Below are 14,340 nucleotides of genomic sequence, written 5' to 3' on the forward strand. Positions count from 1 at the left end.
GAGGTGATCTATGTGCGAACTGCTCGGGATGAGCGCCAATGTGCCAACAGATATCTGTTTTAGCTTTACCGGGCTGGTACAGCGCGGAGGCGGGACGGGGCCGCATAAAGACGGCTGGGGCATCACCTTCTATGAAGGCAAAGGCTGTCGCACATTCAAAGATCCGCAGCCGAGCTTTCAGTCGCCGATCGCGAAACTGGTCCAGGATTACCCCATTAAGTCCTGTTCCGTCGTCGCGCATATCCGCCAGGCCAATCGCGGGATGGTGGCCCTGGAGAATACGCATCCGTTCACCCGCGAGCTGTGGGGGCGTAACTGGACCTACGCGCACAACGGGCAGCTCAAAGGCTATAAATCGCTGAAAACCGGCAATTTCCACCCGGTCGGTGAAACCGACAGTGAAAAGGCCTTCTGCTGGCTGCTGCACCGCTTAACCGAGCGCTACCCGCGTACGCCGGGCAATATGCTGGGAGTATTTAAGTATATCGCCACCCTTGCGGGGGAACTGCGTGAGAAAGGGGTGTTCAACATGCTGCTGTCGGACGGACGCTATGTGATGGCGTTCTGCTCGACCAACCTGCACTGGATCACCCGGCGGGCGCCGTTCGGCGTGGCAAAACTGCTGGACCAGGATGTGGAGATCGACTTTCAACGCGAGACCACACCCAACGATGTGGTCACGGTTATCGCCACGCAGCCGCTGACGGCCAATGAGACCTGGCATAAGATTATGCCAGGCGAGTGGGCGTTATTTTGTCTCGGGGAGCGTATAGTTTGAGGCCAGCTGCGGCTGGACAACCTCGTGGCTGAGCGGCTTGCTCACCACATAGCGGCCGTCGGTCACTGATACGACCGGCGGTTTGTGGGTTTGCTGGAAATAATCATAGCCAGGCTTCAGCTGTTTCCAGAAATCCGCATAGTAGGAGTATTTGTGGCGTTCCATATTGGCGTTGGTCATGCGGAACGGATAGATACTCACCTGCACGCTTGGCTGACCGAAGACTAAGGCGCCGGTCACGAACTGGAAGATCTCATCGATCCCGCTGTCGGTCATGGCGTAGCAGCCGACAGAGACGCAGTCGCCGTGGATCATCAGGTATTTCCCTTCATAACCATGGGCGCGATCGTAGGCGTTCGGGAAGCCGATATTGATCGCTTTATAGAAGCGGCTGTCGGGTTTGAGCTGGCTGCGGGTGACGTTATAGAACCCTTCCGGACTCTTGAAATCGCCCTGGCGCTGTTTCGGGCCCAGGCCTCCGGAGTAGTTGCAGATCCGATAGCTGTCGAGGAGCTGGTAGGTCTCACCCATTTTGACGTAAAGGTCGAGCATGCGCTCTTCTTTAAAGATCTCAATGTAAACCGGTGAACCCATTAATTGCTGCTTATATTCTTTGCTAACCGGCGTCGTCGGGCTGTTGCTGCTGAGCAGCCCGGCAAATGACATGCACGGCAGCAGAAGCATCGCAATAAATAATGCGATTTTGCGCATACTGCTTGTTCCTTGATAAAACAAAATAGCCACATTGCCAGGACGGCAAGAGAGACCCGAAATCAGAGTTTTCTGGATTTAGAGCGCTCACATTAGCATCACGGCATTTTTTCGCAAGGGCGACGTGGCGGCGTTTACAATTCCGCCTCACTTTATACCCCGCCAGCGACGAAAACACAGTGAGAACTTTGCGCAATAGCTCGCATTTTAGAAGCACTTATTGCCTCTCGCGCTACAGCCGACGCTCACGAAATGTTACACTTGCGCCGGTTCATCACCAGAGTAAGAAAGGATGCTTCTCTTCCGTCCTGAGCGCATCTGGCGCCGTTTTGCCCTTTCTTCTCTGCCATTCTGTCAATAAGCTGGCCCCGGCCTGCGTCGGGGTTGAGGTTACGGATACCTGCTAACGATATGATTAAAATCACAAAAGGGCTGGATTTGCCCATAGCTGGCATGCCATTACAGCAGATTTCTCCCGCGCCAGCGGTGAAGCGCGTCGCGCTACTCGGCGAAGAGTACGTCGGCATGCGTCCCGCCATGGCGGTCAAAGAAGGCGATCGGGTCAAAAAAGGTCAGATCCTGTTCGAAGATAAAAAGAATCCCGGCGTCTGCTTTACCGCCCCGGCGAGCGGGGTCGTCAGCGCGATCCACCGCGGTGAACGGCGCGTGTTGCAGTCGGTGGTGATTGATATCGAGGGCAATGACGCGGTGGCGTTTACGCGTTACGCCGCGGACGCGCTGGCTGAACTGCCGCGCGACACCGTGCAGCAGCAGCTGCTGGCGTCGGGCCAGTGGACCGCGCTGCGCACACGGCCATTCAGTAAAACGCCGCTCCCGGGCAGCGTGCCGGCCGCCATCTTTGTCAACGCCATGGATACCAATCCGCTGGCGGCGGAGCCGCAGCCGATTATTCTGGCCGAACGGGCCGCTTTCGACGCTGGCCTTACCGTGCTTACGCGTCTGACCGACGGGAAAGTCCACGTCTGCCAGCCCAGCGGCGGCAAGCTCGGCGGTCATCCTGTCGGCCAGGTCAGTTTTAACCAGTTCAGCGGGCCGCACCCGGCGGGGCTGCCGGGAACGCATATTCATTTCCTCGAGCCGGTGAGCCTGAATAAGCAGGTCTGGCACCTCAATTATCAGGACGCGATCGCCATTGGTAAGCTTTTCCTCGACGGGGAGCTCTACTGCGAACGGGTGATCGCGCTCGGCGGCCCGCAGATGATATCGCCGCGACTGGTCAAGACGACGCTGGGCGCCAGCCTGGACGATCTGCTGGCAGGCGAGTTGCAGGAGGGGGAAAACCGGGTCATTTCCGGCTCGGTGCTCAGCGGCACCCGCGCCCATGGCCCTCACGCCTTCCTCGGGCGCTTCCATCTGCAGGTGAGCGTGGTTAAAGAAGGGCGGGAAAAAGAGCTCTTCGGCTGGGTGATGCCGGGCAAAGAGAAGTTCTCGATTACCCGCACCACGCTGGGCCATTTCTTCAGGCGCAAGCGCTTTCATTTCTCTACCGATACCCACGGCGGCGAGCGGGCGATGGTGCCGATCGGCAACTACGAGCGGGTGATGCCGCTGGATATCCTGCCGACCATACTGCTGCGCGATCTGCTGGCCGGGGATACCGACAGCGCTCAGGCGCTGGGCTGTCTGGAGCTGGATGAAGAAGATCTGGCGCTGTGCACCTACGTCTGCCCCGGTAAGTATGAATATGGCCCTGCGCTGCGCAGCGTATTAACCCGGATTGAGCAGGAAGGATAAGAGATGGGCTTAAAGCATCTGATTGAAAAAATTGAGCCGCATTTCACGCACGGCGGCAAGCTGGAAAAATATTACCCGCTGTATGAAGCGGCGGCGACCATCTTCTACACACCAGGCCAGGTCACCCGCGGCGCAGCGCACGTGCGCGACGCCATCGACCTCAAGCGGTTGATGATCCTCGTGTGGTTTGCCGTCTTTCCGGCGATGTTCTGGGGGATGTATAACGTCGGGCTGCAGACCATACCGGCGCTGCATAAGCTTTACGGCGCCGAACAATTGCAGCAGGCGATCGCCAACAACTGGCACTATAGCGTCGCCCAGTGGTTAGGGGTGAGCTTCAGCGCCGACGCCGGCTGGCTGAGCATGATGACCCTGGGGGCGGTCTTTTTCCTGCCGATCTATATCACCGTCTTTATCGTCGGCGGCTTCTGGGAAGTGCTGTTCGCTATCGTGCGCAAGCATGAAATCAACGAAGGCTTCTTTGTCACCTCGATTCTGTTCGCGCTGATCGTCCCGCCCACGCTGCCGCTGTGGCAGGCGGCGCTGGGGATCTCCTTCGGGGTGGTGATCGCTAAAGAGATTTTCGGCGGTACCGGGCGCAACTTCCTCAACCCGGCGCTGGCGGGGCGCGCGTTCCTGTTCTTTGCCTATCCGGCGCAAATCTCCGGCGACCTGGTGTGGACGGCGGCGGACGGTTTTTCCGGCGCTACGCCGCTCTCCCAGTGGGCCAGCGGTGGCGGTGAAGCGCTGGTTAACGTCGCTACCGGCATCCCGGTGAGCTGGATGGACGCCTTCCTCGGCAATATTCCGGGCTCGATTGGCGAAGTCTCCACGCTAATGATCCTGATCGGCGGCGCGATCATCCTCTTTGGCCGCGTCGCGTCCTGGCGCATCGTCGCCGGGGTGATGATCGGCATGGTCGCCACCGCGACCCTGTTTAACGTTATCGGCTCCGACACCAACCCGATGTTCGCTATGCCATGGTACTGGCATCTGGTACTCGGCGGCTTCGCCTTCGGCATGATGTTTATGGCGACGGACCCGGTATCCGCCTCGTTTACCGATAAAGGAAAATGGAGTTACGGCGTGCTGATCGGCGTGATGTGCGTGCTGATCCGCGTGGTGAACCCGGCTTATCCGGAAGGGATGATGCTGGCGATCCTCTTCGCCAACCTCTTCGCACCGCTGTTCGATTACCTGGTGGTGCAGGCCAATATTAAGCGGAGGAAGTCGCGTGGCTGAGAAGAAAAGTAACGATAGCATCGGCAAAACGCTGCTGGTGGTGCTGGTGCTTTGTCTGGTCTGCTCCATCGTGGTAGCGGGCTCGGCCGTGGGGCTGAAATCCCGCCAGCAGGCGCAGCGGGCGTTGGATAAGCAGCGTAATATCCTGGCGGTGTCCGGCCTGATGCAGCCCGGCATGGATGCTGATGCGGTCGCCGACACCTTCGCGGCGCGCATTTCGCCGCGACTGGTGAATCTGGCGACAGGCGAGCTTCTGGAGAAAGACCCGGCAAAATTCAATCAGGCCCAGGCGCTGAAGGATCCGCAGCAGAGTATGGCGCTGGATGCCAGCCAGGATCCGGCGGGGATTAAACGCCGCAGCAATCTGGCGGAAATCTACCTGGTGCGCGACGCGCAGCAGAAGATTGAGCAGGTGGTGTTGCCCATTTATGGCAATGGCCTGTGGTCGATGATGTACGCCTTCGTGGCGCTGGACGTCGATGGCCGCACGGTGAAAGGCATTACCTACTATGACCAGGGGGAGACCCCGGGGCTGGGCGGCGAAGTGGAGAACCCGAACTGGCGCCAGCAGTTTGTTGGCAAGCAGGTGCTGGATGACAACGGCATGCCGGCGCTGAGAGTGGTCAAAGGCGGCGCGCGCGCTGGTGACCTGCATGCGGTTGATGGCTTATCGGGCGCCACGCTGACGTCAAATGGCGTACAGCACAGCTTTGATTTCTGGATGGGTGAACTGGGCTTTGGTCCGTTCCTGAAAAAGGTGCGTGAAGGAGGGCTGAACAATGGCTGAACAGAGCGAGATGAAAGAGGTGAAGCGCGTGCTGGTGGGGCCGCTCATCGCCAATAACCCCATCGCCCTGCAGGTGCTGGGCGTCTGCTCCGCGCTGGCGGTCACCACTAAACTGGAAACCGCCTTCGTGATGACCATTGCGGTGACCCTGGTGACGGCGTTCTCCAGCATGTTTATCTCGATGATCCGCCACCACATTCCCAACAGCGTGCGCATCATCGTGCAGATGGCGATCATCGCCTCGCTGGTTATCGTGGTGGATCAGCTACTGCGGGCTTTCGCCTATGAGACTTCCAAGCAGCTGTCGGTATTCGTCGGGCTTATCATCACCAACTGCATCGTGATGGGGCGCGCTGAAGCTTACGCCATGAAGTCGCCGCCGCTGGCCAGCTTTATGGACGGTATAGGCAACGGTCTCGGCTACGGCGCGATCCTGATTATCGTCGGCTTCCTGCGCGAGCTTATCGGCAGCGGCAAGCTGTTCGGTATCACGGTGCTGGAGACGGTGCAGAACGGCGGCTGGTATCAGCCGAACGGCCTGTTCCTGCTGGCGCCGAGCGCGTTCTTCATTATCGGTTTACTGATTTGGGCCCTGCGTAGCTGGAAGCCTGAACAGCAGGAAAAGGAGTAATCGATGATGGCTCATTACATTAGCCTGTTTGTCCGCGCGGTGTTTGTTGAGAACATGGCGCTGGCCTTTTTCCTCGGGATGTGTACCTTCCTCGCGGTGTCGAAAAAGGTCTCCACCGCCTTCGGCCTCGGCGTTGCGGTGACGGTGGTGCTGGGTCTTGCCGTACCGATCAACAACCTGGTGTATAACCTGGTGCTGCGCGACGGCGCGCTGGTGGAGGGGGTAGACCTCAGCTTCCTGAACTTCATCACCTTTATCGGGGTGATCGCCGCGCTGGTGCAGATCCTCGAGATGATCCTCGATAAGTACTTCCCGGCGCTATACAACGCGCTGGGGATCTTCCTGCCGCTGATTGCGGTTAACTGCGCGATTTTCGGCGGTGTGTCGTTCATGGTGCAGCGTGATTACAACTTCCCGGAATCCATCGTTTACGGCTTTGGCTCCGGCATCGGCTGGATGCTGGCGATCGTGGCGATGGCGGGGATCCGCGAAAAGATGAAGTACGCCAACGTGCCTGCCGGTTTGCGCGGGTTAGGGATCACCTTTATCACTACCGGGTTGATGGCGCTGGGCTTTATGTCCTTCTCCGGCGTGCAGCTATAAGGGCGAATAAGTATGGAAATTATTCTTGGCGTCGTGATGTTCACGCTGATTGTGCTGGTGCTGTCGGGGCTTATCCTGGCAGCGCGCTCAAAGCTGGTGAACGCGGGCGACGTGGTTATTGAGATCAATAACGAAGCGGATAAGCAGATCCGTACCCCGGCGGGGGATAAGCTGCTGAACACGCTGTCCAGCAACGGGATTTTTGTCTCCTCCGCCTGCGGCGGCGGCGGCTCCTGCGGCCAGTGTCGGGTGACTATCAAAGAGGGTGGCGGCGATATCCTGCCGACCGAGCTTTCGCATATTACCAAACGCGAAGCCAAAGCCGGCTGCCGTCTGGCCTGCCAGGTCGCGGTGAAGCAAAACATGAAGATTGAGCTACCGGAAGAAATCTTCGGCGTCAAAAAATGGGAATGCGAAGTTATCTCCAATGATAACAAAGCTACTTTCATTAAAGAGCTCAAGCTGCGGATCCCCGAGGGGGAGGTGGTGCCGTTCCGCGCCGGGGGCTATATTCAGATCGAATGCCCACCGCATAAAGTGGCCTATGCTGACTTCGATGTCCCGGATGAATACCGCTCGGACTGGGACAAGTTCAACCTGTTCCGCTACGTCTCTGAGGTGAAAGAGCCGACCCTGCGTGCCTACTCGATGGCTAACTATCCGGAAGAGAAGGGCATCATTATGCTCAACGTGCGCATTGCGACGCCGCCGCCGAAGGTGCGGGATGCCCCGCCGGGGATCATGTCGTCCTATATCTGGTCGCTGAAGCCGGGCGATAAGGTGACGATTTCGGGGCCGTTCGGCGAGTTCTTTGCCAAAGAGACCGACGCGGAGATGGTGTTTATCGGCGGCGGCGCCGGGATGGCGCCGATGCGTTCGCATATTTTCGACCAGCTCAAGCGCCTGCACAGCACACGCAAAATCAGCTTCTGGTACGGAGCGCGCTCGCTGCGCGAGATGTTCTACGATGATGAGTTTGAACAGCTGGCGCGGGATAACCCGAACTTTACCTTCCACGTTGCGCTCTCCGATCCGCTGCCGGAAGATAACTGGACGGGGCATACCGGCTTTATCCATAACGTTCTGTACGAGAACTATCTGCGCGATCATCCGGCGCCGGAAGACTGCGAGTTCTACATGTGCGGGCCGCCGGTAATGAATGCCGCGGTGATTAAGATGCTGAAGGATCTGGGCGTCGAGGACGAGAATATTCTGCTCGACGACTTTGGAGGCTGACGATGCTGACGGTGTTTGTCGCAACCTTTGTGATTTTTGCGCTGGTGATCCTCGGGATGTCGCTGGGCTACCTGGTGAAGCGCAAGAGCATTCAGGGCAGCTGCGGCGGGATCTCCTCGCTGGGACTGGAGAAAGTCTGCGACTGTCCTGAGCCTTGCGACGCGCGTAAGAAACGTCTCGCCCGCGAGGCGCAGCGCCACCAGCGGCGCATTTTGTAATCTTTGGCCATTTAGGCCTGATGGCGCTGCGCTTGCCGGACCTGCTGCTTCAGTTTTGTAGGCCGGGTAAGGCGCAGCCGCCACCCGGCATAAAGCGGCTCCGTGCCCGGTGGCGCTGCGCTTGCCGGGTCTGCTGCTTCGGTTTTGTAGGCCGGGTAAGGCGTAGCCGCCACCCGGCAACAACATGCCAGCAACGTGAGGCCGCTTTCGCGGCCTTTTTTAGCCATTGACTCCCTTACTGCCAGCTTTTCGCCTGCGCCGGGGAATCGACCATCACGCCGTCAGCGCCCAGCTCTTTCGCCGTGCGGTAATCTTCCGCACTGTTGATGCCGAAGAAGATAATGTGCGCTTTACCCTGCGAGCGGAAGCAATCCATCGCCTCTTTATCCCAGGTGAGCGTCGCCGGGGAGACCCCTTCCCCAAGGGTGAATTTCTCCACCACCTCTACCTTGCGCTTCAGCTCCAGCCCATACCACTGCTCGCCTTCGCGCTGGCTGGCAGGCTGGCACTGATGGCTGAGCGAAATGCTGGCAAGTCTGGTGCGGGTTTCGCTGCGGGTGACGAAGCGGGGAATAGCCGGCGGCAGCGCGGCGATATAGCGGTCTTCGGTGGAATAGACCCGCACGCGATCGAGGCTGTGCGTAGCTTTTAACACCGCAAGCAGGCGCTCGCCCATCACGGTCGGGTCGGCATCCGGAGATTTAATGTCGATGTAGAAGAACGTGTGCGGCCATTGCTGCAAAACGGCTTGCAGCGTGGGAATGGTGGCCTGCCTGCCGCGCCAGGGGTGGCTGTCATCACCCCATTTCCAGCCGGCATCGACTTTCGCCAGCTCGGCGGCGGTCAAACTGGAAACGTTGCCCTCGCTATTGGTCAATGCGGAAAGATCGCTTGACCGGTAGAGCACCGGCACGCCGTCGTGGCTTAACTGCACCGTGACCCAGATGGCCTCGGCGTTATTCTCCAGCGCCAGCTTAATGGCCGGCAGGGTATTTTCTGGCGCATCGCCGGTGCCGCCGCGATGGGCAATCAGCTGCGGGGCGGCCCAGGCGCCGGCGGAGGCCAGCAGGCAAAGTGCGGTAAGTATTTTCTTCATGATTATATCTTCCAGATTTATCGGTTAACATTATGAAAATAAACATAATTTATTGCAGTTTTATGTTTTAACCGCTTTTCTGGGCGATGAAATAAAAAAAGCATAAAATTCGCAGCGAGTTTTGCTATGCTGTATGGGTATACAGTGTTGAGTCTGACGATGCGTAAAATTATCCATGTCGATATGGACTGTTTCTTTGCGGCGGTGGAGATGCGCGACAACCCGGCGTTGCGCGATATACCTCTCGCGATAGGCGGCAGTCGGGTACAGCGTGGCGTGATTAGTACCGCGAACTATCCTGCGCGTAAGTTTGGCGTGCGTAGCGCCATGCCGACGGCGACGGCGCTCAAGCTGTGCCCGCATCTCACGCTGCTTCCCGGCCGCTTTGATGCCTACAAAGAAGCCTCGAACCATATCCGCGAAATTTTCTCCCGCTATACCTCGCGCATTGAGCCGCTGTCGCTGGATGAAGCCTATCTTGATGTCAGCGACAGCGTGCATTGTCACGGGTCGGCCACCCTGATCGCCCAGGAGATCCGCGAAACCATCGAACGGGAGCTGCGCCTCACCGCCTCGGCGGGGGTAGCGCCGGTAAAGTTTCTTGCCAAAATCGCCTCCGACATGAATAAACCCAACGGCCAGTTCGTTATCGCTCCCCATGAGGTGGCTGAGTTTGTACGGGCGCTGCCGCTGGCGAAAATACCCGGCGTCGGGAAGGTATCGGCGGCGAAGCTGGAAAATATGGGCCTGCGTACCTGCGGCGATGTGCAGAACAGCGATCTGGCCATGCTGCTTAAGCGCTTCGGTAAATTCGGCCGTATTTTGTGGGAGCGCAGCCACGGGATTGATGAGCGGGAAATCCATAACGACCGGCAGCGCAAGTCGGTGGGAGTGGAGCGGACGTTAGCGGAAGATATCCATGAATGGTCAGAGTGCGAAGCGATTATCGAAAATCTCTATCCCGAACTGGAGCGCCGGCTGGCGAAGGTCAAACCGGACCTGCTGATCGCCCGTCAGGGTATTAAACTGAAATTCAATGACTTCCAGCTGACCACCCAGGAGCACGTCTGGCCGCAGCTGAACAAAGCGGATCTGATTGCCACCGCGCGCAAGGCCTGGGATGAGCGCCGCGGCGGACGTGGCGTGCGCCTGGTTGGGCTCCACGTGACGCTCCTCGATCCGCAGCTGGAAAGGCAGCTTTTATTAGGGATTTAACCATGCACATTCGTCCTTACCGCGACAACGATTTACCACTGCTCTGTCGGATATTCCTGCGCGCGGTGCGGGAAACGGCCTGCCGGAACTATACTCCGGCGCAGATTGCGGCCTGGGCGCAGGTGGATGAGACACGCTGGCGGCAAAAGCTGGCTGATGCAAACGGGCTGGTGGCGGAGATAGAGAGTCAACCGGTTGGCTTTATCACCGCCATTGGGACGCATATCGATTTGCTCTTTGTCTCGCCGGATCACGGCCGGCAGGGTATCGGCGGCGCGCTTATCGAGGCGCTCTGCGCTCAGTATCCTGCGCAAATCCTGACGGTGGACGCCAGCATTACCGCGAGACCCTGTTTTACGGCCCATGGCTTTAAGGTGGTGGCTGAGCAGCGGGTGGCGGCGCGCGGGGAGTGGTTTATTAACTACCGGATGGAAAGCGCGGGACGCTAAGGTGAGGGGGAGAAACCGGCGGCGGGCTGCCGCCGGTGGTGGTGCTTATTTAGCCGGAATGGCTTTCAGCAGCTCGGTCAGCAGCGTCCAGTACTGGCCGACGCTCTCGATATGGACCTGCTCATCCGGGGAGTGCGGACCGGTAATGGTTGGCCCGATGGAGACCATGTCCATCTCCGGATACGGTTTTTTGAACAGGCCGCATTCCAGGCCGGCGTGGATGATCTGGATGTTCGGCGTCTTGTTGAACAGACGCTGGTAAGTCTCGCGCACCAGGTGCATCACCGGCGAGTTGGCGTCCGGCTGCCAGCCAGGGTAAGCGCCTTTGGCTTCGGTTTTCGCCCCCGCCAGTTTACCCAGAGATTCCAGCATGCTGACCACATAGTCTTTGCCGCTGTCGATCAGCGAGCGGATCAGGCAGTGGATCTGCACGTTGTCATCGGTCATGGTGACGACGCCGACGTTCAGCGAGGTTTCTACTACGCCTTTCGCCACGTCAGAGTTGCGGATAACCCCGTTCGGCGTGGCGTTCAGCAGGCGGATGAAACCGTCGCGGGAGGCCTGAGTCAGCGCCGCTTTGTCGTTCTCTACCGCTTCCAGGAGCACCGCCAGGTTCTTCTCTTTGGCCGCCAGCTCGTTTTGCAGCAGCGCCTGGTAAGTATTCACCAGCGCTTTCAGCGCATCGGCTTTATCCGCGGCGACGGCGACAGTAGCGTACGCTTCACGCGGGATGGCGTTGCGCAACGTACCGCCGTTGAAATCGACCAGACGCAGATCCAGCTCATCGGCATGACCGGCAAGGAAGCGCGACAGCAGCTTGTTGGCGTTACCCAGACCGAGATGGATGTCACCGCCGGAGTGGCCGCCCTTTAGCCCTTTTAAAGTCACTTTAAAGCTCTGGAAACCGGCCGGAATCGCTTCGCGGGTCAGCGCCAGGTTAGAGGTGAAATCGATCCCGCCGGCGCAACCCATATAGATTTCGCCTTCTTCTTCGGAGTCGGTGTTGATCAGGATATCGGCCTGCAGCCAGTTGGCCTGCAGACCGAAGGCACCGTCCATACCGGCTTCTTCGGTCATGGTCAGCAGCACTTCCAGCGGGCCGTGAGCGACGCTGTCGTCGGCCAGTACCGCCAGTGCGGACGCCATCCCGATACCGTTGTCCGCGCCCAGCGTGGTGCCGCGCGCTTTCACCCATTCGCCGTCAATGTACGGCTGGATCGGATCTTTGGCGAAGTCGTGGACGGTGTCGTTATTTTTCTGCGGCACCATATCGAGGTGCGCCTGCAGCGCTACCGGCTTACGGTTTTCCATACCGGCAGTCGCGCCTTTACGAATCAGAATGTTGCCAACCTGGTCGCGTTCCGCGTGTAAGCCTTTTTCTTTTGCCCAACCCATAATGTGCTCGGCGAGCTGTTCTTCGTGATAGGACGGGTGCGGGATGGAGCAAATCTTGGCGAAAATATCCCAAAGCGGCTGCGGGGATAGTTGAGACAGTTCAGACACGGTAAGTCTCCTTACAGACTCCTGCATACAGCGGTTGCAGGACGAGGGTTAGCGTTAAAATACACAACAAGCCCGGGCTTGCGCGATGGGGGTGAGAATACCACTTTCCACCGCCGCAGGTAGTGTAAACAACGCAAAAAGCGTTGCGCAAACCGCTTAACACTGGTTTTTAGTGCGTCAGATCTCTATAATCTCGCGCAACCATTTTCCCCCTCGAACATTATTTAAGCCGTATTACACAGGCTGGGACACTTCACATGAGCGAAAAATACGTCGTCACCTGGGACATGTTGCAGATTCACGCCCGCAAACTGGCCAGCCGTCTGCTGCCGGTTGAGCAATGGAAAGGCATTATTGCCGTTAGCCGCGGTGGACTGGTACCGGGAGCCTTACTGGCGCGTGAACTGGGCATTCGTCATGTTGATACCGTATGCATCTCCAGCTACGACCATGATAACCAGCGCGAGCTGAAAGTACTGAAACGTGCGGAAGGCGATGGCGAAGGCTTTATCGTTATCGACGATCTGGTGGATACCGGCGGGACCGCCGTGGCGATCCGCGAAATGTATCCCAAAGCGCACTTCGTCACCATTTTCGCCAAACCGGCAGGCCGTCCGCTGGTGGATGATTACGTGGTTGATATTCCGCAGGATACCTGGATTGAACAGCCGTGGGATATGGGCGTGGTGTTTGTACCGCCTATCGCAGGTCGTTAATTCTTCAGGACAGTGCTATTTACCACGCCCGGCTTGCCGGGCGTGGTTTTTTTTATCCTATAGCAGGTTACAATATCCGGAGTGGCACTACGACGGAGACTGCACATGTCACAGGCTAACCTCAGCGAAACGCTGTTTAAACCTCGCTTCAAACATCCCGAAACCTCTACGCTGGTGCGCCGGTTTTCTGCTGGAAAACCCCAGGCGATGCAGTCAGCGCTGAGCGGCAATCACGTCGAACACTGGTACCGTCTGATCAATCGCTTAATGTGGATCTGGCGCGGCGTAACCCCGCAAGAGATCCTTGATGTGCAAGCGCGCATTGTGATGAGCGAGGCCGAACGAACGGATCCCGAGCTGTTCGATACCGTCATCGGCTATCGCGGCGGCAACTGGATCTTTGAGTGGGCGAAAGAGGCGATGCAGTGGCAGCAAAAGGCCGGGCAGGAAGCCGATCCTTTGCTGAGCGGCCGCCACTGGCTGCATGCTTCGAACCTGTACAGCATTGCCGCTTATCCGCATATTAAAGGCGATGAGCTGGCGGAACAGGCGCAGGCTTTAGCCAACCGGGCGTATGAAGAGGCCGCCCAGCGGCTGCCTGGCGCCCTGCGCGAGCTGGAGTTCACCATCCCTGGCGGTTCGCCGATCACTGGCTTTTTGCATATGCCGAAAGGCGAGGGGCCGTTTCCGACGGTGCTGATGTGTGGGGGGCTGGACTCGCTGCAGACGGATTATTACAACCTGTATGAGAACTACTTCTCACCGCTCGGCATTGCCATGCTGACCATTGATATGCCCTCCATTGGCTTCTCGTCAAAATGGACGCTGAATCAGGACACCAGCCTGCTGCATCAGCACGCGCTGCGCCATCTGGAAAATGTGCCATGGATCGACCATACCCGGGTCGCCGCCTTCGGCTTCCGTTTTGGCGCCAATATCGCGGTGCGTCTCGGTTACCTGGAGCCGCAGCGGCTGAAGGCCGTAGCCTGTCTGGGGCCGGTGGTCCACGGTCTGCTGGTGGATCCTCTGCATCAGGGGCGCGTGCCGGAAATGTACCTCGACGTGCTGGCCTCGCGGCTGGGCATGCATGACGCGTCCGATGAAGCGCTGCGCGTGGAGCTCAACCGCTACTCGTTAAAAACCCAGGGACTGCTGGGACGCCGTTGCCCGACGCCGATGCTCTCCGGCTTCTGGAAGGACGATCCGTTCAGCCCCGAAGAGGAGTCGCGGTTAATCACCTCGTCATCTGCCGATGGCAAACTGCTGGAGATCCCGTTTAACCCGGTGTATCGCAATTTTGATCACGCATTGCGACAGATCGCCCGCTGGATCAACCATAGATTTGGTTAATTTATTGCTAAATTCTATTGGTTTGGTAAAACAGTTGCATCACTAAAGGA

16 protein-coding genes are annotated in these 14,340 nt (G+C 58.3%); 12 read left to right on the plus strand and 4 right to left on the minus strand.

The genetic code is table 11. The features are described from left to right. The first annotated feature begins 10 nt into the window (after positions 1 to 10). Positions 11 to 778 carry a class II glutamine amidotransferase gene (locus ACOI6Z_RS25070; protein ID WP_004204630.1) on the plus strand — a complete coding sequence of 256 codons (768 nt, stop codon included), beginning with the start codon at positions 11 to 13 and terminating at the stop codon, positions 776 to 778. Here ACOI6Z_RS25070 and dpaA read toward each other — a convergent pair. Continuing rightward, positions 749 to 1,489: a peptidoglycan meso-diaminopimelic acid protein amidase gene (gene dpaA / locus ACOI6Z_RS25075; protein WP_023288503.1), complete on the minus strand. Its 741-nt coding sequence runs from the start codon at positions 1,487 to 1,489 to the stop codon at positions 749 to 751. The two genes, ACOI6Z_RS25070 and dpaA, sit on opposite strands and share 30 nt — an antisense overlap. Before the next feature lie 411 nt (positions 1,490 to 1,900). Here dpaA and ACOI6Z_RS25080 point away from each other — a divergent pair, with 411 nt between their 5' ends. The 7 genes from ACOI6Z_RS25080 to nqrM are packed head-to-tail and all read left to right on the plus strand — an operon-like array spanning position 1,901 to position 7,961. Then, the gene (locus ACOI6Z_RS25080; protein ID WP_064155237.1) at positions 1,901 to 3,244 is read left to right on the plus strand and encodes a Na(+)-translocating NADH-quinone reductase subunit A; all 1,344 of its coding nucleotides are present in this window, start codon (positions 1,901 to 1,903) and stop codon (positions 3,242 to 3,244) included. 3 nt (positions 3,245 to 3,247) lie between these two features. Next, a complete protein-coding gene (locus ACOI6Z_RS25085) occupies positions 3,248 to 4,486 on the plus strand; it encodes an NADH:ubiquinone reductase (Na(+)-transporting) subunit B (protein WP_023288505.1) in 1,239 nt (412 codons plus the stop codon). Then, positions 4,479 to 5,273, plus strand: coding sequence for a Na(+)-translocating NADH-quinone reductase subunit C (locus ACOI6Z_RS25090; protein WP_032453038.1), 795 nt, complete (start codon positions 4,479 to 4,481; stop codon positions 5,271 to 5,273). The genes ACOI6Z_RS25085 and ACOI6Z_RS25090 overlap by 8 nt, the downstream gene beginning before the upstream one ends. Next, positions 5,266 to 5,904 (plus strand): NADH:ubiquinone reductase (Na(+)-transporting) subunit D, encoded by a 639-nt coding sequence (locus ACOI6Z_RS25095; protein WP_023288507.1) that lies wholly within the window; start codon positions 5,266 to 5,268, stop codon positions 5,902 to 5,904. The genes ACOI6Z_RS25090 and ACOI6Z_RS25095 overlap by 8 nt, the downstream gene beginning before the upstream one ends. A gap of 6 nt (positions 5,905 to 5,910) precedes the next feature. Then, on the plus strand, positions 5,911 to 6,507 hold the full coding sequence (nqrE, locus tag ACOI6Z_RS25100; protein ID WP_004177335.1) for an NADH:ubiquinone reductase (Na(+)-transporting) subunit E: 597 nt from the start codon (positions 5,911 to 5,913) through the stop codon (positions 6,505 to 6,507). Positions 6,508 to 6,519: 12 nt separating this feature from the next. After that, a complete protein-coding gene (gene nqrF, locus ACOI6Z_RS25105) occupies positions 6,520 to 7,743 on the plus strand; it encodes an NADH:ubiquinone reductase (Na(+)-transporting) subunit F (RefSeq protein ID WP_065813150.1) in 1,224 nt (407 codons plus the stop codon). Between the two features lie 2 nt (positions 7,744 to 7,745). Further along, positions 7,746 to 7,961, plus strand: coding sequence for a (Na+)-NQR maturation NqrM (gene nqrM / locus ACOI6Z_RS25110; RefSeq protein WP_065813151.1), 216 nt, complete (start codon positions 7,746 to 7,748; stop codon positions 7,959 to 7,961). An 11-nt stretch (positions 7,962 to 7,972) separates the two neighbouring features. Here the strand turns inward: nqrM and ACOI6Z_RS25115 are convergent, their stop codons facing one another. Beyond that, entirely contained in the window at positions 7,973 to 8,188 is a 216-nt protein-coding gene (locus ACOI6Z_RS25115) for a hypothetical protein (protein ID WP_131096065.1), read from the minus strand. An 8-nt stretch (positions 8,189 to 8,196) separates the two neighbouring features. After that, entirely contained in the window at positions 8,197 to 9,057 is an 861-nt protein-coding gene (locus ACOI6Z_RS25120) for a glycerophosphodiester phosphodiesterase family protein (RefSeq protein WP_032453039.1), read from the minus strand. A 159-nt stretch (positions 9,058 to 9,216) separates the two neighbouring features. Between ACOI6Z_RS25120 and dinB the strand changes: the two genes are divergently transcribed. After that, positions 9,217 to 10,272, plus strand: coding sequence for a DNA polymerase IV (gene dinB / locus ACOI6Z_RS25125; protein WP_065813152.1), 1,056 nt, complete (start codon positions 9,217 to 9,219; stop codon positions 10,270 to 10,272). A gap of 2 nt (positions 10,273 to 10,274) precedes the next feature. Continuing rightward, complete coding sequence (locus ACOI6Z_RS25130; protein ID WP_065813153.1) at positions 10,275 to 10,721, plus strand: GNAT family N-acetyltransferase; 447 nt, start codon at positions 10,275 to 10,277, stop codon at positions 10,719 to 10,721. Positions 10,722 to 10,766: 45 nt separating this feature from the next. Here the strand turns inward: ACOI6Z_RS25130 and pepD are convergent, their stop codons facing one another. Continuing rightward, positions 10,767 to 12,224: a cytosol nonspecific dipeptidase gene (pepD, locus tag ACOI6Z_RS25135; protein WP_023288511.1), complete on the minus strand. Its 1,458-nt coding sequence runs from the start codon at positions 12,222 to 12,224 to the stop codon at positions 10,767 to 10,769. Between the two features lie 257 nt (positions 12,225 to 12,481). Here pepD and gpt point away from each other — a divergent pair, with 257 nt between their 5' ends. Next, a complete protein-coding gene (gene gpt / locus ACOI6Z_RS25140; protein WP_002889733.1) occupies positions 12,482 to 12,940 on the plus strand; it encodes a xanthine phosphoribosyltransferase in 459 nt (152 codons plus the stop codon). A 105-nt stretch (positions 12,941 to 13,045) separates the two neighbouring features. Then, complete coding sequence (frsA, locus tag ACOI6Z_RS25145; protein ID WP_023288512.1) at positions 13,046 to 14,290, plus strand: esterase FrsA; 1,245 nt, start codon at positions 13,046 to 13,048, stop codon at positions 14,288 to 14,290. Positions 14,291 to 14,340: the final 50 nt, after the last annotated feature.

It is taken from the genome of Klebsiella sp. C239 (genome assembly GCF_048822715.1).
In the GTDB taxonomy this organism is placed as follows: domain Bacteria; phylum Pseudomonadota; class Gammaproteobacteria; order Enterobacterales; family Enterobacteriaceae; genus Klebsiella; species Klebsiella quasipneumoniae.